Genomic DNA, 22,381 nt, shown 5'->3' with positions numbered 1-22,381 from the left:
TCTAAATTTTGTGTACCACGGTTAGCCAATTAGGCGATAATAAGTAAATATTCAACTGAATTGTCGAGGAACAATGCGCTTACCTATATTAATTTGTGACGATTCCAATATGGCGCGCAAGCAAATGGCTCGCAGCTTACCACTGGGTTGGGATGTTGAAATTACGCTTGCGACAAATGGCCAAGAGGGCCTAGACGCTATCAAAGCTGGTAAAGGCGACATCGTTTTTTTAGATCTTAACATGCCGGTCATGGATGGCTACGAAGTACTCGAAGCCATTCAGAAACAAGATTTACCCGCATTAGTGATAGTTGTATCGGGAGATATACAACCGCAAGCATATGAACGGGTTAAACAACTAGGGGCATTGGATTTTATCAACAAACCCACTAGCAAAGAAAAAATCACAGATATTTTACATAAATATGGAATTGTAAACCCAGAACAACTTGCAGCTATAAAAAATCCCCCTGCGCAATACATTGGTAATGATGAACTAGCGACACTTAAAAGCACCGTAGACGACAGTAATAATGTTGATATCACGCCCTATCGGGACTCCTATCAAGAAGTAGCCAATGTCGCGATGGGCAGAGCTGCTAATCTTTTAGCGCGTATGATCGGCACCTTTATTCACCTGCCCATTCCAAACGTTAATATGTTGGAAACCAGCGAACTGCATATGGCACTAAGTTCAATCGAAGATAACGAGTCAATGTCGGCTGTTTGCCAAGGGTTTATTGGTGCGGGTGTTTCTGGTGAGGCCCTTCTGTTGTTTCGTGATTCTGCGTTTACCAACATGGCGCAATTGATGGGCTTCAAAGGTGAGCTTGATGACCATGGTCAACTTGAAGTACTGATGGATGTTGCCAATATTTTGATTGGCGCTTACCTCAAAGCTATTTCTGAACAGTTAGACATGAATCTGGCACAAGGTCAGCCGGTAGTGTTGGGGCAACACTTGAGTATTTCTGAGCTCATTACCCGTAATACTAGTCGCTGGCAGCGAACCCTAGCTATTGAAATTAACTACCAAATAGAAAGCTTTGATATCAAGTGCGATTTACTAATTTTAATCACCGAAGACTCCTTAACAACCCTGAATAATAAAGTCGGCTATTTGTTCGACGAAGAGGCTTAAGATGAGCGACGATATAAACGAGTTTCACTGGATGGCTGAAATGATTCAGACCATTGATGTTGGTTTGGTGGTACTAGATAAAGAATACAACATTAAAAGCTGGAATACCTTTATGGAAGCTCACAGTTCCATGCGCCCAGACCAGGTTCAAGGCAAGAATGTGTTCGACCTGTTTCCAAATATAGATAAAAACTGGCTTACAGGAAAAATCGATACCGTGTTTACCTTAAACAACCGAGCCTTTGTAACCTGGGAGCAACGCCCCTTTGTGTTCCCTTTTAATAATTATCGGCCTATCACCGGAATAATGGAACATATGTACCAAAACGTGACGATCATTCCCTTGACCTCGCTAACAGGGCAAGTGACACACGTAAGCTTAATTGTTTACGATGTCACAGACACAGTTGCTTATAGACAACAAATTTTAGAAGCACAGCAAGCTTAACCAGCCATTAACGAGCTCATTTGCTCAGGCGCTTTACAGATCAATGCGTGTGGCTCAAGGCTATCTTCAAAACGCGAGTAAGCTATAACCTGCGGCTTGGTTGGGGTAGCAAGAGTCGCAACAATATCTAGCCAAGCGCGTTCCATCTCTGTTTGTAAAGAATCGTTGTACTCGCGCGCATCGCTCGATTGTAGTAAAAACTCAAGCATCTGGTGTTTAAAGGTATGCACCATAGGTCGTTCGCTGACTTGCGTTGTATGATAAGCGAGATGGGCATGGCTAAGCAGTTGTTGTTTAGCTGTTTGGCTGATTTGGACTTGCGCTAATGTTGCTTGGACTTTCTGATAATAACTTACGAGCATCGGACACCTCAAATTCAGGATTAGACACACGATATCGGATTTGATCATGGTAACCGGTGATAATATTCCAGCTGCCACTAAGTTGAAGATCTAAATCGGGATCGCCTGTGTCGCATACGAGCCAGCGTCCCTGCAGGGCTTTCATTTTCTGTTTACTTGCTACAATCCAAATCTGTTCACGGCTTAGTTTTCGCAATAGTGTTGCGCTTAATTGTTGATTACCGCGACCAAATAGGTGTCCCTGACCGCCAATCGGCGTTACCAGCAAGTGGGTATTTTCGAGCGATATTTTGTCGAGTAGTTGTTGCGCTGTCAAATCTTTCCCAACAATTTGCCCATCTTTGAGTAAATCCACTCCAAGTAGCGTATTTTCTAGATTTAAGTGCTGCATAATTCCGTCAATCGTACTTCCAGAACCAATTATATAACTTACTCCCGGCTCAAGTAATTCCTGAATGTGCGCGGCTAAATCTTCAATAACAAGAGCTTCGTGTTCAACACCGCCCATTTTTACTGATTGAACATATCTTAGATCTTGCGGAACCCACATTTCGCCAAACCTTTTCGCCTTAACGACTCCTTGGCGAAATGCAGTCTCATCAATATCCATCACTTGAGCCTCAGCAATACTCAGCATTTCACCGCGAACTAACTTGGCCAGTACATGCCCTGCGGCTCTAGGGCTAACCCCGTAAACAGCCGAGTGAATTTTACAACCAGCAGGGATACCTAAACAGGCTTGTCCTTCGTTCAGAACAGCACTAATATCGCGAGCCGTCCCGTCACCACCGGCAAACACCACAATGTCAACTTGCTGCGCTTGAATTTTTTTAAGTGCAGCCTGAGTGTCTAAAAAACTACTGGGATCGTGAGCGTCGTAGACAACTTGATGTTCCCAACCAAGTTCTGTACATAAATCGCCCCCCATGTCCCCTGAGGCAGTAATAATTTCAACACTTAATCCTTGTTCAAGCAGCACCTCAAAACACAATCTACTGCGTTGTTTCGCGGCAGATACTCCGCCAAGCTGCTGTGCGAGTATGGCAACATCATCGCTTCCTTTTAAGGCAACACTACCTCCGATGCCGGCAATCGGATTTATAATTAGTCCTATTTTATACACTCAGGACTCCGCTGACTTATCTAAAGCTTCAAATGTAAGCGCCACAGAATTGATACAGTAACGTTGTTTGCTTTCACTGGGCCCATCGTCGAAAACGTGTCCTAAATGCGCGTCACAGTTGCTACACCTCACTTCTACGCGCTCCATCAAGAGACTTGAGTCGCGTAAATACCGAATGCTTCCAAGATCTATAGATTTATCGAAACTTGGCCAACCGCATCCCGCGTCAAACTTTGCGTTTGCATCAAACAATTCGCTTTGACAACAGATACAACGATATATGCCAGCACGAACTTCGTACAACAGTTCCCCACTAAACGGTCTTTCGGTCGCGCCTAGTCGGGTCACTTGATAACTTGCACCATCCAGTTGCTCAAGCCACTGGGCATTATTTTTAGGATCAGGTTTATCGGCGGCAGACATAAATACTCAATTTGATTAACATTCCGTTGCCATATTAACTGATTAACCGTGCTTGTTTGAATATTAAAAACGAAAAAACCAGCCCTTAGGCTGGTTTAACTAAACAATGCTGGCTTTACTTACACTACTTTTTCGATATACAAAGTCGCTAAGGGTGGCAAATTCACCGCAATTGAATACGCGCGTTCATTCCATCCAATCTGCTCGGCTTCGAACTCAATACCACAATCTGCATTAGATCCCCAATAGTGTTCTGAATCAGTATTTAGTATTACGCGGTAACGACCCGCATGGTTAACACCAATTCGATAGGACTCGCGCACGAGTGGCGTAAAGTTCGAAACTACAATGATTGTTTGTTGATCTTCAATACCATTACGCTGGAAACTAACAATGCTGCGTTCCCAATCGTTGTGGTCAATCCACTCAAAGCCCCGAGTATCGTAGTCTCCTTGATACAAAGCTGGACTCGACTTATAGGTCGCGTTCAGTTGCTTGACTAAGGCCTGTTGCCCAGCATGTTTGGGATACTCTAAAACATGCCAATCCAAGGAAGTATCATGGTTCCACTCGGATGCTTGCGCTATTTCATTGCCCATGAAATTCAGTTTCTTACCCGGGTGAGCCCACATGAAGGCTGTATAAGCACGTAGGTTAGCAGCCTGTTGCCATTCATCACCTGGCATTTTCCCAAGCAAGGAGCCTTTGCCATGAACAACTTCATCATGAGACAACGGTAAGACAAAGTTTTCATCATAGTTGTACACCATTGCAAAGGTGATTTCGTTGTGATGATACTTTCTAAACGCAGGGTCTTTTTGCATGAAATCTAAACTGTCATGCATCCAGCCCATATTCCACTTAAAACCAAACCCAAGCCCGCCATCAAAGGTTGGTCGAGACACACCTGCAAACGCCGTTGATTCTTCGGCGATGGTCATCGCGTGCGGATATTGTTTATACACTTCTTCGTTAAACCACTTAAGCAAGCTAATCGCTTCATAGTTGTGGTTACCGCCGTCAACGTTGGGTACCCATTCACCTTCGTCACGCGAATAATCCCAATACAACATGGACGCTACTGCATCGACCCTAAGCCCGTCAATATGGTATTCGTCCATCCATATTAAGGCACTTGCGACTAAGAACTGTCTTACATTGTCACGACCAAAGTCATAAATATAGCTATTCCAATCCTTATGCCAGCCGCGGCGTGGGTCCTCGTACTCGTATAATGAGGTGCCATCAAATCGAGCTAAACCATGGGCATCACTAGGAAAGTGAGCCGGCACCCAGTCAATGATGACCGAGATGTTGTTTTGGTGGCATTGGTCGACAAAATACTTAAAGTCATCGGGCGTACCAAAGCGTGATGTTGGCGCAAACATGCCGATAGGTTGATAGCCCCACGAGCCATCAAACGGGAATTCAGATACGGGTAACACTTCTATATGGGTGTAACCCATATCTTTTACATAATTGACCAGTTCGTCTGCCAGTTCACGATAGCTAAGGTAACCTTTGCCTTCTTGTTCTTGCTTTCGTTTCCATGAGCCAAGATGCACCTCGTAGATACTCATGGCTTCTTTTCGTTTGTCGGTATGTTGCGATGCTATCCAATGCTCATCATTCCATTGATACTGACTGTGATCCCAGACAATAGATGTAAAGGATGGGTATTGCTCTGAGTAAAATCCTACAGGGTCAGTTTTATGCGGCAATTGATTGCCGTGAGGGTCTTTGACTTCAAATTTATATTTACAGCCAGCTTCAAGACCTGGTACGAATAACACCCAGTGACCGTCTATACTGCGCTCCATGGGGTGTTTTCGTCCATCCCAAAGGTTAAAGTCGCCGATCAAACTAACCGCGGCTGCGCTTGGTGCGTATACCGCAAACTTAACACCACTGATTGTGTTTCCTTCAAGTTCAACCGACTTAATTTGCGCACCTAAGGTTTTGTATAAATTTTGCGGTGCTTCGTGAAGTTGAGCAAGACCTTCAAAGGCAAGTTCGTTAAATTGGTAAGGGTCGATATCAACGACTTGAGAGTCCGAATATTGAATCGCTAACTGGTAAGCTGTTGGTATACTCTCTAACTCCAATTCAAACAGACCTTGTTGATCCAACTTCAACATCTGTCCAAGTTTGTTACCGTGCAAATCTTCAACTTGAATAGAGATTGCATCGGGCCGCCACGCGGTGATTTGAGCACCTTTATCACGACTATGGCACCCTAAAACAGAAAATGGCTGAGACACTCTCACCGAAGCCAATTGCTCAGCAAGTTGACTGGATGCGCTTGTAATCTCTTTTTTCATGGAACTACCCTATTTCAAATAGTAAACAATTGGGGAAATGGTGATGCGAGCACTAAAATTCGCAGTGATAGCCATACAGGTTAACGGAAACCAGCCTATATGCGTAGTGTTTGCAAGGTTAAATCACATCTTATTAGTCCAAAGTGAGACTGAAACCATTTTCATATCTAGTGTTGGATTAAAAACACAGCTAAAACAGACAAATTTTTGATATTACAACGCGATAAAATGTCGATACTGAATTCTTGATTTACAGGGAGATTGAAGCTGAAATTAGCATCTCCATATGTTACTGATTCTCTCAGCTTAGTTGAAATTCAGTCTTACTTTAAAATATAGCGATAGACTTGGATTCAAGAATGCTGATAAGCGCTAAACCCGTAATTCCTCAACCGTAGGTCAAAAAAGAGCCCACTAAAAGTGGGCTTTATATTGTCAACGCAATGCCCGACTTAACTTGCGTTTTTACGAGCTAGGCTAATTTTAGCTAGTAGATCCGTTATTTGCGAGTCATTAAAAATGTCGCTTAAATTATGACTGAGTTTACGACGCCAATTTGGGTATTCCTCAAAGGTGCCAGGAATATTCACTGGTTTATCCATTTGCAACCAATCTTCAAGCTGCAAAGACAATAAGGCGCAACTACCCGCTGCCATATGAGTCTGCATCCCATAATTGAGTTCTTGATCCATACCAACCCAATTTACATCGTTGCTAATATGTTCTGGAATCGAACCCAAGCCATGTAGGCTGTTTAGTATTTTTTGCTTACTTTTATGACGATCCGAATACAAGCTTTGCAATACTTCTTCATCCGGATAAAGCCCTAATTCGCGCCCCAGTGCTAAATCATCGCAATGCCAAAAACCGCGTAGAGTTGGCATATCATGAGTTGTTATTGCTGCCATCGCCTGAACAGGATAATGAGATGGAGCGGTATATCCGCCGTCTTCAGCTTGTTCAAACAAAAATATACGGTAAGAGTGAATACCATTTTCTTGGAAGGTCTCAAAAATACCGTCCGGTACCGTACCTAAGTCTTCACCAATAATTAAACACTGGTTACGGTGACTTTCAAGAATCAATATTCCGAGTAAGTCTTCAAGTGCGTAATACATATACGCACCTTTATCAGCCGACTCACCTTTAGGTACCCACCATAAACGGAGTAAAGCCATCGCATGGTCTATTCGCAAGGCACCGCAGCTACGCATATTAGAACGGAATAGGTCAACCATAGGCTGGTATTGCTGCTCAATAAGCTTCTCTGGGTCCATTGGAGGCAAACCCCAGTTTTGACCTAAAGGTCCAAGAATATCAGGCGGTGCGCCAACAGTAGCCCCTTGGCAATACAGGTCACCCTGCCCCCAAATTTCGCAAGACCCTTCGCTTACACCGACAGCTAGGTCACGGTAAATACCCATCTCCATGCCGCTGTCCTTCGCTTGTTGGTCCGCAATCGCCATCTGTTCATCAGCCATCCATTGCAGCCAAGCGTAGAAATCCACTTTAGACTTATTGTCTTTAATCCATTTCGCAACTGCTGGGTTTTGGAATTTCTTAAATTCGTCCGGCCATACTGGCCAGCCCCAAGCATTACCAAATTCTGCGTAAAACTGTTCTTGTATTGCATCGTAGCTAGCTTGTTGCAATAAGCTTTCGCCGCCCTCAATCATAAAGGCTTTAAATGCTTTACCACGCTTTGTACGACCGTTATTGTTTACTTGGAACGTTTCAAAAACGAGTTTTAAGGCTTCAATTTTTGCTTCGGTAACACCTTTATAGTCTACATGTTCGGTGCTACGTAATTGCTCCAGACGAGCTTTAAACTCGGGGCTTTCGACTAACGCTTTAGCGGCACTATTGGCATAGTCTTCAATGGCTTCCACATCAATATAAATAACGTTCAACCAACGTCGAGAAGAAGGACTATAAGGACTGCAGCTATCTGGATTTGATGGATATAACGAATGTATAGGGTTTAAACCTACAAAATCACCACCTGAAGCGCCTATACCAGTAATTAAGTCTTTAAGATCGGTAAAATCTCCAACGCCCCAGTTCCGCTCACTACGTAAACAATAGAGCTGAACGCTAGGTCCCCAAATCTTTTTCCCCTGGCTTATTGCTGGTTGTTTGAATGCCTCTTGTTGGGCAACAATATAACGAACGCTCACTAAAGGAGATTTTTCACCAGCAATACTAAGTTCAAGTTGGTGATAACCAGGCTCAAGCTCGAGACCTAATTCAATGTCATAGGCATGATATTCTTGCTCGTCAATGGTATGAACAGCAACCAGCTCACCATCAACCGCTTTAACTGTCCCCTGGTGCTTATCACCAGATTCAGTGACCATGGACCAAATGTATTCTTGACTGGCATTATAAATAGGACAGCGTATTTCAAGAGGACTAGATTGGCCAACTCGAACGACTTTAACCACTGGAGTTATTTGATTCCAATAGGCTTCTACATCATTCTCATAAGCTTCAAGCAAGGCTTCTTCGTCATCAACTGGATAACCTAGAGCTGCTAATAAGGTGGCTTTGCTTTGTGGTACGACTGATGCTGGATTCCCCCATGCATCAATAAAGCTGGTTTCGATTCCTCGAAGCTTTACCAGCTGATCGATAACTTGTTCTGACATGTTTATTCCCGTAATCATTATTATAGTTGTTGAACTGTTGAGTGTTGACCAAACCCAAAAATCGCGCACATTCTACCAATTCGTGTCTAGCTTTCATCGATCTAGGCCAAATTTCAATGATCTTTTCAATCTTTCTTCGTAATTAGATTTGAAGTTTTGCTTATAGCGGTAAATACTTCCAGATGTTGTAACTTTATTTCAGGCCATTGTTTGATTTTGCGCAAATTATTTGACTAAATCCCTTGACCCATCACTGAAATGTTGTAAGTTTACGCACAGATTTTACTATTTTGATCTCTTAAAGAAAAAAACTGGAAGCTATTATGACTATTAAAGTTGGTATTAACGGTTTTGGCCGCATCGGTCGTTTCGTATTTCGTGCATCAGTAGAACGTTCTGATATTGAAGTTGTAGGTATTAACGACCTTATCGATGTTGAATACATGGCATACATGTTGAAATATGACTCAACTCACGGTCGCTTCAATGGCACTGTTGAAGTTAAAGACGGTAACCTTGTAGTAAACGGCAACACGGTTCGTGTTACTGCTGAGCGTAACCCTGAAGATCTTAAGTGGGATGCAATTGGTGTTGATGTTGTTGCTGAAGCAACAGGCCTTTTCCTAGACGACACTACTGCACGTAAGCACATCACAGCTGGCGCGAAGAAAGTAGTTCTAACTGGTCCTTCGAAAGACGCTACTCCTATGATTGTTATGGGCGTTAACCAAGATTCTTATGCTGGTCAAGATATCGTTTCTAACGCTTCTTGTACGACTAACTGCTTGGCACCTATCGCTAAAGTACTTAACGACAAGTGGGGCATTGAATCAGGTCTTATGACTACAGTTCACGCAACTACAGCGACTCAAAAAACTGTTGACGGTCCTTCTGCTAAAGACTGGCGCGGTGGTCGTGGTGCTTCTCAAAACATCATCCCATCTTCAACTGGTGCAGCAAAAGCTGTTGGCGTAGTTCTACCTGAACTAAACGGCAAGTTGACTGGTATGGCGTTCCGCGTACCTACTGCTAACGTTTCTGTAGTTGACCTAACAGTTAACCTTAAGAACCCAGCAAGCTACGAAGAAATTTGTGCTGAAATGAAAGCAGCTTCACAAGGCGCTCTAGCGGGTGTACTTGGTTATACTGAAGACGCTGTTGTATCACAAGATTTCATCGGTGAAGTTCAAACTTCAGTATTCGATGCTAAAGCTGGTGTTGCGCTAACTGACAAGTTCGTTAAAGTTGTATCTTGGTACGACAACGAAATCGGTTACTCAAACAAAGTTCTAGACTTAGTTGCTCATATCTCTAAATAAGAGCATTAAATTGCTAGTTAAACTAGCAAAGTCTACGATAAGACGACCTTAGGGTCGTCTTTTTTTTTGGAGAAAATCATGAGTTTTAACCACCCCAATATAGCCTCTCTAAATTTGATCAAAAAACATCATTTGTTCCTATCAGAGTATCAAGACGCGGACCAACAATGCTATTTCTTTGTTGAAACCCCTTTTGCAGAATTATACATTGCTAGCCATGGCGCCCATGTACTTAGTTATAAACCCAAAGACCAAGCTGAATTATTATGGTTGAGCGACACGAGTGCATTTACACCAAATAAGGCTATTCGTGGAGGCGTACCAATCTGCTGGCCCTTCTTTGGCCCCTATAAAGGTCAGATTACGGGATTGGAAACAGCGCCCAACCACGGTTTTGCGAGAACCCAAACTTGGGAGCTTTCAAACTTTGAGTCTTTAGATGACGAATTTGTAATGTTGTGGCGTTTACCGAATGCAGAGCTGCAACAGATTTTAGGCTTCGAATTTGAAGTCGAGTATAAAGTGAGTGTAGGGAAACAGCTTAAACTTGAACTGACAACGCGCAATCTTAGTCAGGACAACATTGTGATTGGCGGGGCTTTGCATAGCTATTTTAATGCCGATATTACTAGCCTTCGAGTCGATAATTTAGCCAATCATTATCTAGACTCTGTAGATAAAAAAAGTAAGCAACAACAAATATTTTCTTTATCACCACAAACCGATCGCATCTATCCGAGTAATGACAAAGTCATAAGCCTTCGCGACCAACATCACCAGGTTAGCATTGAAAATATAGGCAATGACTCTGTTGTCGTATGGAATCCTGGGCATGATTTAGCCTCAGGCATGGCCGACGTACATGAGAACGCTGAACAGCAATACCTATGTGTTGAAAGCGCCCAAAGTAGCATCGATTTTGTAATAAAGCCGGGAACGAGCCATAGCTTGATTCAAGTCATTCGTTGATCACTAGCCAAATCTTTTAAATGAATCCTTGAGCGAGCGCATTTCAGTAAAAAGCTGTCTTCGTTCAAACTTAAGCAGAAACGCCGCCCAAGGATTCAATTAGCTTTTAAGACTTAACGACTGGCAATCACTAGCTAACAACAATTTGTGTCCTTTTGTTGATTGATACTGACTTGTGTCAAACTATATTCAACCGGCTTTCATCCTCTGCCGCTAGAATTTTTTCATTAAAAATGTTTAATCTAAATCGCTGTTAGGATTAAAAAAACTCCGCTATGCTAGTAGTCAAATGGGCCTTACGGCCTCAGCCTAGCCGACCAATAACAGCTTGTTAGTCGCTCTGCGTTAACAGCATTAAAGCCTAAAAGGACTATAACTATGGCATCATCATCACTCGCAAAATCACTTCGTTGGGGTATTGGCGCGTTTATTGTTTTAAATTATGCAGTTGCCGTATGGTGGAGTAGCGAACCCGAACCTTTCGATGTAAAACTTGCTGCTGAACAAGCAGCCGAGGCTGAACAATTAAGCCCTGTCGTTGGGTACGCAACGACAACCGCATTGATTGAAGTTGCTCAAACGCTTCTAAACAAAAGTGGCGGCTATTTAAGTAATGATAAAATGCCGCCAAGTGTCATTATGGATAACATGCCAGCATGGGAGCTCGGCGTGCTAAATCAAGTTCGTGACTTATCGTTAATCATGCGCAAAGATTTCAGTCGCTCGCAAAGTCAGTCGCAAGAACATCCTGAACTCAAAATTGCACAACCCAAATTTAATATCGACAACAAAGCGTGGTTGTTTCCTAGTGCCGAAAGTCAGTACCAAGAAGGCATTGATGCACTCATCCGTTATCGCAGTGCCTTGGCTAATGAAAACCAAGGGGATGCACAGTTTTATGCCCGAGCTGATAACTTAGTTAGTTACCTTGCCGAAGTTCAAAGCCGCTTAGGAAGTCTTTCGCAACGCTTAAGCGCTAGCGTCGGTAAAGAAATGCAAAATACAGACTTGGCAGGAGACTCCGCCGCTCAACAAAGCACCCAGACGACTACTGACTACCAGATTAAAACGTCTTGGTGGAAAATTGATGACATTTTTTATGAGTCACGCGGTGAAGCGTGGGCATTGCTGCACTTTATGCGCGCCATCCAAATTGATTTTGAACAGGTGCTTGAAAAGAAAAATGCCAGTGCGAGTGTTGCTCAAATCGTTCGAGAACTCGAAGCAACTCAAGATACAGTTTGGAGTCCGCTAATTTTAAATGGTTCAGGATTTGGCTTGGTGGCAAACCATTCGCTAGTGATGGCTAACTATATGTCGCGAGCGAACGCAGGCATCATCACCTTGACCGATTTATTAACCAAAGGATAGATATGTTAGAGAATAACGATGCAATCCAAGCGGCAGTGTTGCGCCGCTTGCTGACTCATTTAGATGAGCACAAAGAAGTCCAAAATATTGATTTAATGAATTTGGCTGACTTTTGCCGAAACTGTTTAGCCAAATGGACACTTGCTGAAGCTCAAGTTCAAGGCTTGAATGTTGAATATTCGCACGCCCAAGAATTTGTCTATGGTATGCCGTATGCGCAATGGAAAAGTGAACACCAGTTACCAGCCACTGAGGAGCAAATGGCCCTTTTTAATGCCAAACAAGAGGCTAAAACGAAGCAAAAATAACGCGCTTTAGTTTCCACTCTCCAAGGGCCAAGTGACAATGTAATCTTGCGATGGTCCTTGCAGTTCATCTTCAGATATGACTTTACCTCGAATAGATACCCCCGCGGCGTGCATCGCTGCTTTTTTACCTTGATGTAATAAGGGATGCCAGACCGGCAAATCCTTACCTTCTGCCAAACGACGATAAGCACAACTATTGGGCAACCAATGAAAAGCTTCAATATCATCAATACTAATTTTTATGCAATCATCCACTTTTTTGAAACGATTCGGATAGTCACCGCATTGACAGCTACGTTGATTAAGTAAACGACAAGCAATGTTAGTAAAATAGAGCTCTTCGGTGTCTTCATCGATTAACTTAGATAAACAACACTTACCGCAACCATCACAAAGCGCTTCCCATTCATCATCACTCATTTTTGCCAAGGTCTTAGTTTTCCAAAACTCTGGGCTTAAAGGCTTAGTCTTCATCATTTAAACCTTTAAGTTGTTCTTGTGCAGCCTTATGTTGCTTAAGGTAGTCAACAGGTGGGGGTGGTAGCTGAAGAAAATATCCAGGGCTTCTTAGAGCATCTCGAAGCGTATCGATATTAATACGAGCCAACTTTGACTTGTTCTTTAGATTAAGTAGCGTAACCAGTTGCATCTGGCCCATTAGCTCGATTAAATCTTGAGGTACGCTAGAAAAATCATCCTTATTGCAAATATACAGATAAGTTTCTTGTTTTTTCATGCTTTTGTAGACAGCACAGATCATAGCTATGGTAATATCCTGAGATGAGTTGTTAGTCTTGTGCCCTATAGCCGAGCTAGGGTTTGAAAGGTAGCCGAGTATAACAGGTCTGGATTATATCGAAAGCGCTTCACTGCGCTATGACGCTAAAGTATGTACAGGAACAAAACATAAATGTCTCAACCGGCGATAGAATTTAAAGGAACAAATTTTACCCTTTCGGTAATCCATCTTCAAAACAACGATCTAGACGCGTTGAACGAAAAGTTAATGGAAAAAGTCGCCGCTGCGCCTAGCTTTTTCAATTGCGCACCGATGGTAGTGAACATCTCCAAAATTGAAACTGAACTCGACTTTGACAAATTAAAACAAATCATTGAAGACCAAGACTTTGTGATGGTCGGTGTTACCGGTTGTCGAGATAAAGCTCAAAAGATTTCAGCCCGTGCTGCTGGCATTGCCGTTATGACTAGTGGAGCGGATAGTAAGCGAGCCATTGAGCCCCAAGTGAAGGCTCCTAAGGCTGAAACCCGCATTGAAGAAACCAAACTCGTTAGCCCCAAACGTTTAGCTACTAAAGTAGTTCATGGGCAAGTGCGCTCTGGGCAACAGGTATACGCAAAAGACACTGACTTGGTGGTCATTGGTTCAGTCAGTAACGGCGCAGAAGTAATCGCTGACGGTGACATTCATATTTATGGAACCCTACGCGGACGCGCCATTGCCGGCGCGCAAGGCGAAGCAAATTCAAAAATCTATTGCCAGCAATTACAGGCTGAGTTGGTGTCCATCGCTGGTAACTATATGGTCGATGACCAGTTAAAAAGCATGGCAACCGGCTCACAGTCAATTAGTTTGGAACAAGATCAACTGCAATTCAAAGCGTTAACGATTACGCTTTAACGTCAACATATAAGGAAAAAGCATGGCAAAAGTAATTGTTGTCACGTCAGGTAAAGGTGGCGTTGGTAAAACGACCTCCAGCGCGGCAATTGGTACTGGGCTTGCGCTGCGTGGTCATAAAACTGTCATTATAGATTTTGATATTGGATTACGAAATCTAGATTTGATTATGGGATGTGAGCGCCGCGTGGTTTACGACTTCGTAAACGTGATAAAAGGTGAGTCCAACCTTAAGCAATCTTTAATCAAAGACAAACGGGTTGACACCTTGTTTGTACTACCCGCTTCTCAAACTCGTGACAAAGATGCATTAAGTAAAGAAGGTGTTGCTAAAGTTCTTGAGGACTTGGCTGAAGAAGGCTTCGAGTTCATCATCTGTGATAGCCCAGCGGGCATAGAAACAGGTGCTATTATGGCGCTTTACTTTGCAGACGAAGCAATTGTAACGACTAATCCTGAAGTGTCGTCAGTACGTGATTCAGACCGTATACTAGGAATGCTAGCTAGCAAGTCTAAACGAGCTGAGCAGGGCCTAGAGCCGGTTAAGGAACATTTGCTATTAACCCGTTATAATCCTGAGCGCGTAAAACGTGGTGACATGTTAAGCGTTGAAGATGTACAAGATATACTCGCGATTCCAATTCTTGGTGTTATTCCCGAGAGCCCAGCAGTATTGAAAGCTTCAAACTCTGGTGAACCGGTCATTTATGATAGTGAAAGCGATGCAGGACAAGCTTATGCCGACGCTGTATCACGACTCATTGGTGAAGAAATGCCGCTGCGTTTCTTAGAAGAAGAGAAAAAAGGGCTATTTAGCCGTCTATTTGGAGGATAAAGAGTGTCATTTTTCGATTATTTCCGTTCGACCAAGGAAGATAATTCTGCGCAAACTGCAAAGGAGCGTCTTCGTATCATTGTTGCCCATGAGCGCAACCAACGTAGTGGACCAGATTACTTGCCAGCGATGAAGCAAGACATCCTTGATGTCATTAAGAAGTACGTTGAAATAGATTCTGACCAAGTAAATGTCAGCTTAGACAATAAAGATGAAGAGTTATCAATTTTAGAACTTAACATCACCTTTCCTGACAAAAATTAAGCATTTCGTTGCGCATGTTAAAAGGCTAGTGTTGAATTCAACACTAGCCTTTTTTTACAACTAAATCTAGAAATCTAACAAATGCGTTTCGAATAATGCAGCACGCCAACTACTTAATAAGATAGGTAATTTTTCTTGATCGCGTCCTTGCCAATGCCATAACAAGAACCCATTTAGAATTTTCTTTTGACCCAGGATATCTTCTGGCAATCCTGTCTCTTCAGCGACTTTAGTTACAACTTCGCGCAATCGGGCTAAGTCTTTTTTATAACTTGGGAAATCAACCATACGCTCAATTTTAAGCGGCCGGTCTTTAGGGTCAACTGCAATCCCCTGCTCCACTAGCTTTAACAAACTCTGGCCGTGTATACGTAGCTCATGCTTTGGAAGCCTTAAATTGTTCAAAGCAGACCATGAACGAGGTTTTGCTTGAGCCAAAACAATTAGGCTGTCGGCGTGAACAACATTATTGAGCGCTAGATCGCGGGCTTGGGCTTGTACAACTCGCCAACTAGCGAGTTCTTTTAATATTGCCAATTCCGACGGTTTGAGTTTCCAAGAGTTTTTAACATCAATGTAGGCAAGATCTGGAACCACTTTGCGACTTTTATCCTTGGCTAAGCGCTGGCATTCTTGTTGAGCAAAGCTTAAGAAGCCGCTTTGTTCTAGTTTTTCAATTTGCTTGAGATAGGCAGGATAGAGATAGGCAACATCATTCCAAGCATACTGAAGTTGGGCTTGAGTTAGTGGACGCGCCAGCCAATTGGTTCTTGCTTCGCCCTTTTCAATATCGATATCGAGTTCGGCTGCAACAAAGCGTTGAAATCCCATGCTGGCGCCTTCTCCCAAGAACGCAGCTCCAACTTGAGTGTCGTAAACGCTACGGCCTAACATGCCAGCACAACGCAAGATGATTTCTAAGTCTTCGGAAAATGCATGTAACACCCAATCATGTCTCGATAGTGCTTGCCAAAACCCGTCCATTTCTAACGCCAGAGGATCAACTAAATAGCCTTGTTCCCCGTTATACATTTGGATTAAACCAAGCTTAGCGTAGTAGGTTCGAACGCGAACAAACTCGGTATCAATCATCCAAGTTTGAACTTGGCCTTGGTCTAAAAACGACACCAGAGCAGATAACTGCTCTGGTGTATCAATATAGCGATAACTCATAGGGCCCACACTGTTTAGTGCAAGAACTAAGAAGCATCCCTCAATTCTCGCCGTAAGATTTTGCCAACATTGGTTTTTGGCAGCTCATCTTTGAATTCTACTAACTTTGGTACCTTATAGGCAGTTAAATGATGACGACAATGCTCGATTAGTTCCCGTTCGCCCAAACTTTGGTCACGTTTAACCACAAAAATCTTAACTGCTTCGCCACTCACTTCACTTGGCACCCCTACAGCAGCCACCTCAAGAACTTTATCGTTCATCGCAACAACGTCTTCTATTTCATTTGGGAACACGTTAAAGCCTGACACCAAAATCATATCTTTTTTGCGGTCGACAATGCGAAGAAAGCCTTGCTCATCAACGGTAGCAATATCGCCCGTTGCAAACCATCCATTTGGCATAGACTCAGCTGTTGCCTCTGGGCGATTCCAATAACCTTGCATGACTTGAGGCCCTTTAACTAGTAGCTCTCCAGCTTCGCCTAAAGCAACTTCATTACCTTCGTCATCGACCATCTTAACGTCAGTTGAGGGAGCAGGTAGACCAATGCTTCCATTATAGGCTGCCAAGTTATACGGGCAAACAGTAACGAGAGGCGCGCATTCAGTTAAACCGTAGCCTTCAATTAGGCGATGGCCAGTAACATCTTGCCAACGCTCAGCAACGGCCTGTTGAACAGCCATTCCCCCACCAAGGGACAAGTTTAGTTTCGAAAAGTCGAGTTTGGCAAAGTCTTCATGATTGAGTAGTGCATTAAATAAAGTGTTAACCGCAGTAATTGCCGTAAAAGGTGTTTTACTTAACTCTTTAATAAAACCTGGGATATCCCGAGGATTAGTAATTAGTAAATTTTGACAGCCGAGTGCGAAAAACACAAAGCAGTTCGCGGTTAATGCGAAGATATGGTATAGCGGTAAGGCTGTAACGACCACTTCTTGGCGCTCTCGCAGACAAGGGCCAACAATGGCTAAGGCTTGTAGTAAATTAGCAACCATATTTTTGTGGCTCAACATGGCGCCTTTAGCAACGCCAGTTGTGCCGCCAGTGTATTGTAAGAAGGCGAGATCTTCTGCTTGAACTTGCGGACGAACATATTGCTGATGCTGACCTTTAGCCAGAACATAGCGTAGCGTCTGAGCATGCGGCAAATGGTATTTAGGCACCATTTTCTTCACATATTTCACTACAAAGTTCACCAACGTTCGTTTGGTTGCCGACAACTGATCTCCAAGACGAGTCAAAATAACATGCTCTAAAGGGGTGTCGTCGACGATTTCTTCTAAGGTATGGGCGAAGTTCGATACAATTACAATTGCTTTAGCGCCTGAATCACTGAGCTGATGTTTTAATTCACGAGGTGTGTATAAGGGGTTAACGTTTACAACCACCATGCCCGCTCGCAAAACACCAAATAGACAGATTGGATATTGCAGTAAATTCGGCATCATTAAGGCTACGCGATCGCCTTTGACCAGCTTTAATTCGTTTTGCAGATAGGCTGCAAATGCTCGGCTTTGCTGCTCAAGGCTGCGGTAGGTTAATACCTGTCCCATATTGATATAAGCCACTGAGTCTGCATGCTTCGCCACATTTTCTTCGAATACTTCAAGTAAGGATTCGTAACGGCGAAGATCTATATCATGGGGTACATCTTCCGGATAGCTATCCAACCAAATCTTTTCCACACCCATCTCCTTGCAAACCGGTTTAGCCGTAATCCATTTACGGTTTCACTCTTATTGTAGTTTAAAACACTAGTTCTAGAGTTTTAATACTAATGTTTCAAACGATTGTTTCATGCGTCACATAAAATAACAATGTTTTAACAAAAGTTTCAGCTTAGTCTGCAGAACTTTCTTGAGCTAGATCACACTTTTCATGTTACAAAAATTACCTTTGCCACAGCAAAACCTTGCAAAGTATCTGCAAATTCTAGCGTTACAAAATCCGTTTAAGTAACAAGTTAGCATTTAAGCGAGAGATCCGTTTTAAGATTTTGCTCACCGGTTTTGGGTACGTCGAGATAGTTTGAATTTGACTATAATGGCTCAGTGTTTGTGTATGTTGCAATATATGCTGATACTCAGCATCAAACATCGCTTTGAATTCTGAGTTGGGGTCTTGAATTAATAAACCATTTTCTAAATCCAGCGCCCATGCTCTTGGATTGAGATTGTTGCCGGTTAACAAGTGACGATTATGATCCGAAGATATCCCTTTAAGATGAAAACTATTGCCAGCATCACTCCATAGTTCTATCTTTAATTGACCAGAGTCTATATAAGCTTGCTTCCGTTTTGCAAATTTTCTAAGTGATTGTTCGTAAAGATAAGGCAAGGCACCAATCGTTGAAAACCGTTCTTCTTCTGGAATATAGAAATCACTAGCTGTTTTGTCACCTACGATAATTTGTATGCTTTTTCCTAAGCGCAAGTGTCGGCTAAGCGCTCTAGATATCGCATTGGGTAAATTAAAGTATGGGGTACAAATTCTCAAACTCGAATGCGACTGCTTAATAAGATCCAGTATGCACTTGTTTAAGGGGTTACGTGTACGGCCAAAACCTATAATAGGGGTGACTCTAAGGCCTGACTTAACTCCATCAAATTGATATCTCATTCGTGTTAATTGAGACTTAAAGCGAGCTACCTGTTGTCGACTCGCCCGAGACTGATCCGTTAACGGACTTAAAATACGTACCGAATCATCGGCCAGTATGTTGTCATACAGCAGCTCTCGCATACTTTGCGCTAAAGCTGGACTATTGATCAGGTGGTAGCGATCAAAACGATAGCGTTCGTGTTGGTGTAAGTAAATATTATTTATACTCGCGCCGCTGTAAAGCACCTCGTTATCAATCACAAAGCCTTTTAGGTGCAACACGCCAAGCAGTTCTCGGGTTTTAACTGAAACACCGTGTACGCGAAAGTCGCCCATTTGTTTCGGGATACGGCTTTGGTACATTGCTATATTACCCGCGCTATCTTTTTGCCCTATCAAGCCTCGCCGTGCTCGATGGTCGTCCACTACGATGTCTATGCGTAGATTTGGCACAATTGTTTTTCGAGCAATGAGTGCATCTATTAGAGCTCTTCCCGCTTCATCATCTTCAAGATAAAGCGCGCAAATAAGTACACTAGTTTGGGCATGGCTAAGCGCTTTAAACAATTCCGCCTGAAAGGATTTTGCTCCTAACAAACAACGTAAAGAATCTGGTGCAAGGCTTATTCCCTTCAATTCATCAAGCACCCTGGTCTCCTTGTTTTGTCGCGCGTTTACATTTAGTTCCGATAGGCTTTTGCGTTATATTCAATTAGGCACGTCCTGGCAGTTTTTTCCAAGTCACCGTATTACGTAAATAAACAGGTTCAGCCGTTGATGGGTCAAGTAAATCTTGTTTAGCCCATTTTGCTTTGGCTGCGCTGATCATCGATTCCGCCTTTGGATATAGCACTTGGCTATCTAAAGCTTGAGTATAGCGCTCACCTAAAACTGCAGTATAACTTTGCCAACCGGTACCTGCATAATGACCCGGTGATGCGTCCCCAACAATTAACGCCGGCGCAATGACTTTTTCTTCACCAAGGTTTTGCATAAGACCATCACTGGACAAGTACTCACCCCAGTATACTTCCCCCATACGTGCATCTATCGCCACCAAACATCGGTCACATGCATGTTCGTTGTATGCTTGTTGTGCCATTGCTTGTAAATTGGAGACCCCAATTAATGGCAAGTTTGCTCCAAAGGCTAGACCTTGGGCAGCCGCAATCGAAATCCGCACACCGGTAAAGCTTCCAGGGCCTTGACCAAATACGATCGCATCAAGATCTTGTAACTTCAAGCTACGTTCTTGCAGTAAGGCATGAACAAAAGGCAAAATTAGCTTGGTATGGTCGCGCGGTGCAAGTTGCTCCCGAGAGCTTGTGGCTCCATCGTGTAACAAGGCAGCACTGCAGTATTCAGTGGCGGTATCGATAACCAGTAAGCTTGGATTATTAGTCGGATTCATGGATAAACTTAATCAATTGTTGTAAATCTCGAGTACGTTTCATTGGCGGTAAACTAGCTACGAATAACTCGCCATAATCACGATGTACCATTCTAGGGTCGCAGACTATCACAACTCCACGGTCAGTGTGATCCCGAATCAAACGACCTACCCCTTGTTTTAAGGCAATCGCAGCTTCTGGAAGATAAACTTGCGCAAAGGGATCACCACCGCGCATTTTACAATCTTCGCTTTTAGCAACTAACATCGGATCATCGGGCGCACTAAATGGAAGCTTGTCAATGATGACACATGACAGGGCCTGACCTCGAACATCAACGCCTTCCCAAAAACTACTGGTAGCCACTAAGATCGCGTTCCCATCTTCAATAAAGCTTTCGAGAAGTTCACCTTTTGCAGCTTCGCCCTGAACCAAAATTGTAAAATTGCTTTTCTCTCTTAGCACCGCTGCCATTTTTTGTGTCATCGAATGACTGGTACATAGAAAAAAGCAGCGGCCTTGATTGGCTTCAATCACAGGAAGCAACATATCCGCCAATTTTTGATCTATTTTTGGATCCCGCAACTGGGGAAGATAGCGCGGCACACAAAACATTGACTGCTGTGCGTAATCAAAAGGGCTATCAAGCAGCAAGGTGGTAGCAGAAGCCAAGCCCAATTGATTTTGAAAGTGCTCAAAACCACCGTTAACCGCTAAAGTTGCAGAGGTAAAAATCCAAGCAGCTTTGCGTTGTTCCAGCTCTTGATCGAAACGCTCAGACACGTTTAAAGGAGTTAAATGCAAGGTAAAGTGTATGCGGGTTGTTTCATACCAATAGCTATTACCACTGGCATTTACTTGAACAATTTTGTCAAATAGACTGATGAACTTGCATAAGCGCTCGTAACAGCTATCACCGAGCTCGCAGCGCGACAAAGCTAGTTTGAGTACACTTTGTAAAAAGCCCATGTCTTCACGAATTGAAGGTAATTGCTGTGCAAATTTGGGGCGCTTAAATAAAGGTCGTAAATCCCCTCTGTCGCGTTCACCTTCAAAAGCTACGCGAAAGTCACGTACACTTAAACTAAGTTTTTTTGCTGCTTTTGCAAGTTGCGCCATATCGTAAAGCTCAGTGCGATAAGCAAGCTCAACATCATTGCACAAATCTAATATCTGGCGGCTACTTAAGCTTTGGCCAAAATACTGAATAGCAATATCAGGTAACTGATGCGCTTCGTCAAACAGGTAGACCTCAGCTTCTGGAATTAATTCGCCGAAACCACTCTCTTTGACCACCATATCCGCCATAAATAAATGGTGGTTAACAACAACTAGCTGCGCTTCCATAGCTCTTGAGCGGGCTTTAACCAGGTAACAATCGTCGTAGTTGGCGCATTCTCGACCGAGACAGTTATCGTTAGTGCTAGTGATCAAAGGAAAGATGTCGGCCCGTTCTGCGATTGGACCAAGCTCTGAAATATCGCCACTGCGATTACCGGCTGACCAAGCCTTAATTTTTACCAGCTCGGCTAACACTTGAGGGCTCTGCCCACCACTGCGGTGGGCAAAACTATTCACCCGCTCAATACATAAGTAATTTGACCGCCCTTTTAACAGTGCGACGGGCATTGCATAATCAATCGCCGCTTGCACCGTAGGTAAGTCTTTTTGAAATAGCTGATCTTGCAGCGCTTTAGAGCCGGTGCTAATCACAACTTTTTTGCCACTTAAGAGTGCTGGCAACAAATAGGCAAAGGTTTTACCGGTACCAGTTCCAGCCTCAACTAATAGTGTTGCTTGAGATTCAATACATTGCTCTACGGCACTTGCCATATCTTGTTGTTGGCTACGCGGGGCAAAACCATCGATACGCTGGGCAAGCGTGCCCTTGCTTTCAAAATAAGCGGCGCTAGCTTTTAAGCTGGATTGACTTTCTTGTTGGCTTGACTCAAAAGAAGTGGAGTTGGGTGTGGAACTCACGGGCATGCTAAGCATCAATCCTAAAGGCTAAAGTTAGCTTTAGTATCTCATACTTCGACAGC

The 22,381-nt window shown here is 43.3% G+C and carries 20 protein-coding genes and 1 pseudogene; 9 read left to right on the top strand and 12 right to left on the bottom strand.

Features of this window, described 5'->3' with window-relative positions; genetic code table 11:
* The first annotated feature begins 73 nt into the window (after positions 1–73).
* Positions 74–1,141 carry a response regulator gene (locus DBZ36_RS03765; RefSeq protein ID WP_120353598.1) on the top strand — a complete coding sequence of 356 codons (1,068 nt, stop codon included), beginning with the start codon at positions 74–76 and terminating at the stop codon, positions 1,139–1,141.
* Between the two features lies 1 nt (position 1,142).
* Entirely contained in the window at positions 1,143–1,589 is a 447-nt protein-coding gene (locus DBZ36_RS03760; protein WP_120353597.1) for a PAS domain S-box protein, read from the top strand.
* On the opposite strand, the gene DBZ36_RS03755 is transcribed toward DBZ36_RS03760, so the two are convergent.
* The 5 genes from DBZ36_RS03755 to malQ all read right to left on the bottom strand — a co-directional run bounded on the left by DBZ36_RS03755 (position 1,586) and on the right by malQ (position 8,466).
* Positions 1,586–1,951 carry a hypothetical protein gene (locus tag DBZ36_RS03755; protein ID WP_120353596.1) on the bottom strand — a complete coding sequence of 122 codons (366 nt, stop codon included), beginning with the start codon at positions 1,949–1,951 and terminating at the stop codon, positions 1,586–1,588. The genes DBZ36_RS03760 and DBZ36_RS03755 overlap by 4 nt on opposite strands.
* Entirely contained in the window at positions 1,884–3,074 is a 1,191-nt protein-coding gene (locus DBZ36_RS03750; protein ID WP_120353595.1) for an ATP-NAD kinase family protein, read from the bottom strand. Before DBZ36_RS03750 ends, DBZ36_RS03755 begins: the two co-directional genes overlap by 68 nt.
* On the bottom strand, positions 3,075–3,497 hold the full coding sequence (msrB, locus tag DBZ36_RS03745; protein ID WP_120353594.1) for a peptide-methionine (R)-S-oxide reductase MsrB: 423 nt from the start codon (positions 3,495–3,497) through the stop codon (positions 3,075–3,077). It abuts the gene before it with no gap.
* A gap of 119 nt (positions 3,498–3,616) precedes the next feature.
* Complete coding sequence (gene glgB / locus DBZ36_RS03740) at positions 3,617–5,818, bottom strand: 1,4-alpha-glucan branching protein GlgB (RefSeq protein WP_120353593.1); 2,202 nt, start codon at positions 5,816–5,818, stop codon at positions 3,617–3,619.
* A 452-nt stretch (positions 5,819–6,270) separates the two neighbouring features.
* Entirely contained in the window at positions 6,271–8,466 is a 2,196-nt protein-coding gene (gene malQ / locus DBZ36_RS03735) for a 4-alpha-glucanotransferase (RefSeq protein WP_120353592.1), read from the bottom strand.
* Between the two features lie 323 nt (positions 8,467–8,789).
* On the opposite strand from malQ, the gene gap reads away from it, so the two are divergent.
* The 4 genes from gap to DBZ36_RS03715 all read left to right on the top strand — a co-directional run bounded on the left by gap (position 8,790) and on the right by DBZ36_RS03715 (position 12,433).
* Positions 8,790–9,785 carry a type I glyceraldehyde-3-phosphate dehydrogenase gene (gene gap, locus DBZ36_RS03730; protein ID WP_120353591.1) on the top strand — a complete coding sequence of 332 codons (996 nt, stop codon included), beginning with the start codon at positions 8,790–8,792 and terminating at the stop codon, positions 9,783–9,785.
* Positions 9,786–9,863: 78 nt separating this feature from the next.
* On the top strand, positions 9,864–10,754 hold the full coding sequence (locus DBZ36_RS03725) for a D-hexose-6-phosphate mutarotase (protein ID WP_120353590.1): 891 nt from the start codon (positions 9,864–9,866) through the stop codon (positions 10,752–10,754).
* 378 nt (positions 10,755–11,132) lie between these two features.
* Positions 11,133–12,125, top strand: coding sequence for a DUF2333 family protein (locus DBZ36_RS03720; RefSeq protein ID WP_120353589.1), 993 nt, complete (start codon positions 11,133–11,135; stop codon positions 12,123–12,125).
* A gap of 2 nt (positions 12,126–12,127) precedes the next feature.
* Positions 12,128–12,433: a DUF1244 domain-containing protein gene (locus tag DBZ36_RS03715; protein WP_120353588.1), complete on the top strand. Its 306-nt coding sequence runs from the start codon at positions 12,128–12,130 to the stop codon at positions 12,431–12,433.
* A 6-nt stretch (positions 12,434–12,439) separates the two neighbouring features.
* On the opposite strand, the gene DBZ36_RS03710 is transcribed toward DBZ36_RS03715, so the two are convergent.
* Together DBZ36_RS03710 and DBZ36_RS03705 are read right to left on the bottom strand one after the other, a co-directional pair.
* On the bottom strand, positions 12,440–12,907 hold the full coding sequence (locus DBZ36_RS03710) for a YcgN family cysteine cluster protein (protein WP_120353587.1): 468 nt from the start codon (positions 12,905–12,907) through the stop codon (positions 12,440–12,442).
* Positions 12,897–13,169: a YcgL domain-containing protein gene (locus DBZ36_RS03705; RefSeq protein WP_233558088.1), complete on the bottom strand. Its 273-nt coding sequence runs from the start codon at positions 13,167–13,169 to the stop codon at positions 12,897–12,899. The genes DBZ36_RS03710 and DBZ36_RS03705 overlap by 11 nt, the downstream gene beginning before the upstream one ends.
* 174 nt (positions 13,170–13,343) lie before the next feature.
* On the opposite strand from DBZ36_RS03705, the gene minC reads away from it, so the two are divergent.
* The 3 genes from minC to minE are packed head-to-tail and all read left to right on the top strand — an operon-like array spanning position 13,344 to position 15,171.
* The gene (gene minC / locus DBZ36_RS03700) at positions 13,344–14,072 is read left to right on the top strand and encodes a septum site-determining protein MinC (protein WP_120353585.1); all 729 of its coding nucleotides are present in this window, start codon (positions 13,344–13,346) and stop codon (positions 14,070–14,072) included.
* 22 nt (positions 14,073–14,094) lie between these two features.
* On the top strand, positions 14,095–14,907 hold the full coding sequence (gene minD / locus DBZ36_RS03695) for a septum site-determining protein MinD (protein WP_120353584.1): 813 nt from the start codon (positions 14,095–14,097) through the stop codon (positions 14,905–14,907).
* Between the two features lie 3 nt (positions 14,908–14,910).
* Positions 14,911–15,171, top strand: coding sequence for a cell division topological specificity factor MinE (gene minE / locus DBZ36_RS03690; RefSeq protein WP_120353583.1), 261 nt, complete (start codon positions 14,911–14,913; stop codon positions 15,169–15,171).
* Positions 15,172–15,237: 66 nt separating this feature from the next.
* Here minE and rnd read toward each other — a convergent pair whose 3' ends face one another.
* The 5 genes and pseudogenes from rnd to DBZ36_RS03665 form a co-directional block, all read right to left on the bottom strand.
* A complete protein-coding gene (gene rnd / locus DBZ36_RS03685) occupies positions 15,238–16,344 on the bottom strand; it encodes a ribonuclease D (RefSeq protein ID WP_147394993.1) in 1,107 nt (368 codons plus the stop codon).
* A gap of 26 nt (positions 16,345–16,370) precedes the next feature.
* Positions 16,371–18,032 (bottom strand): long-chain-fatty-acid--CoA ligase FadD, encoded by a 1,662-nt coding sequence (gene fadD / locus DBZ36_RS03680; protein ID WP_120353581.1) that lies wholly within the window; start codon positions 18,030–18,032, stop codon positions 16,371–16,373.
* Positions 18,033–18,285: 253 nt separating this feature from the next.
* A pseudogene (gene pssA / locus DBZ36_RS03675) lies at positions 18,286–19,611 on the bottom strand (CDP-diacylglycerol--serine O-phosphatidyltransferase); the annotation flags it as partial.
* A gap of 49 nt (positions 19,612–19,660) precedes the next feature.
* Positions 19,661–20,359: a tRNA (adenosine(37)-N6)-threonylcarbamoyltransferase complex dimerization subunit type 1 TsaB gene (gene tsaB, locus DBZ36_RS03670; RefSeq protein WP_120353579.1), complete on the bottom strand. Its 699-nt coding sequence runs from the start codon at positions 20,357–20,359 to the stop codon at positions 19,661–19,663.
* Positions 20,346–22,325 carry an ATP-dependent DNA helicase gene (locus DBZ36_RS03665; RefSeq protein ID WP_120353578.1) on the bottom strand — a complete coding sequence of 660 codons (1,980 nt, stop codon included), beginning with the start codon at positions 22,323–22,325 and terminating at the stop codon, positions 20,346–20,348. Before DBZ36_RS03665 ends, tsaB begins: the two co-directional genes overlap by 14 nt.
* Positions 22,326–22,381 lie beyond the last annotated feature (56 nt).

This window comes from Alginatibacterium sediminis, assembly GCF_003610775.1.
GTDB classification, from domain to species: domain Bacteria; phylum Pseudomonadota; class Gammaproteobacteria; order Enterobacterales; family Celerinatantimonadaceae; genus Alginatibacterium; species Alginatibacterium sediminis.
Note: the sequence above shows the minus strand (reverse complement) of the source record. Positions and strands in the feature narration are given on the sequence as shown.

Excerpts from the sequence above, each read along its gene's own strand:
- DBZ36_RS03755 (WP_120353596.1), bottom strand. The coding sequence starts at position 1,951 with ATGCTCGTAAGTTATTATCAGAAAGTCCAAGCAACATTAGCGCAAGTC.
- DBZ36_RS03665 (WP_120353578.1), bottom strand. The coding sequence starts at position 22,325 with ATGCCCGTGAGTTCCACACCCAACTCCACTTCTTTTGAGTCAAGCCAA.
- DBZ36_RS03725 (WP_120353590.1), top strand. The coding sequence starts at position 9,864 with ATGAGTTTTAACCACCCCAATATAGCCTCTCTAAATTTGATCAAAAAA.
- DBZ36_RS03765 (WP_120353598.1), top strand. The coding sequence starts at position 74 with ATGCGCTTACCTATATTAATTTGTGACGATTCCAATATGGCGCGCAAG.
- DBZ36_RS03705 (WP_233558088.1), bottom strand. The coding sequence starts at position 13,169 with ATGAAAAAACAAGAAACTTATCTGTATATTTGCAATAAGGATGATTTT.
- tsaB (WP_120353579.1), bottom strand. The coding sequence starts at position 20,359 with ATGAATCCGACTAATAATCCAAGCTTACTGGTTATCGATACCGCCACT.
- minD (WP_120353584.1), top strand. The coding sequence starts at position 14,095 with ATGGCAAAAGTAATTGTTGTCACGTCAGGTAAAGGTGGCGTTGGTAAA.
- rnd (WP_147394993.1), bottom strand. The coding sequence starts at position 16,344 with ATGAGTTATCGCTATATTGATACACCAGAGCAGTTATCTGCTCTGGTG.
- DBZ36_RS03710 (WP_120353587.1), bottom strand. The coding sequence starts at position 12,907 with ATGAAGACTAAGCCTTTAAGCCCAGAGTTTTGGAAAACTAAGACCTTG.
- DBZ36_RS03760 (WP_120353597.1), top strand. The coding sequence starts at position 1,143 with ATGAGCGACGATATAAACGAGTTTCACTGGATGGCTGAAATGATTCAG.
- minC (WP_120353585.1), top strand. The coding sequence starts at position 13,344 with ATGTCTCAACCGGCGATAGAATTTAAAGGAACAAATTTTACCCTTTCG.
- msrB (WP_120353594.1), bottom strand. The coding sequence starts at position 3,497 with ATGTCTGCCGCCGATAAACCTGATCCTAAAAATAATGCCCAGTGGCTT.
- malQ (WP_120353592.1), bottom strand. The coding sequence starts at position 8,466 with ATGTCAGAACAAGTTATCGATCAGCTGGTAAAGCTTCGAGGAATCGAA.
- DBZ36_RS03715 (WP_120353588.1), top strand. The coding sequence starts at position 12,128 with ATGTTAGAGAATAACGATGCAATCCAAGCGGCAGTGTTGCGCCGCTTG.
- gap (WP_120353591.1), top strand. The coding sequence starts at position 8,790 with ATGACTATTAAAGTTGGTATTAACGGTTTTGGCCGCATCGGTCGTTTC.
- DBZ36_RS03720 (WP_120353589.1), top strand. The coding sequence starts at position 11,133 with ATGGCATCATCATCACTCGCAAAATCACTTCGTTGGGGTATTGGCGCG.
- glgB (WP_120353593.1), bottom strand. The coding sequence starts at position 5,818 with ATGAAAAAAGAGATTACAAGCGCATCCAGTCAACTTGCTGAGCAATTG.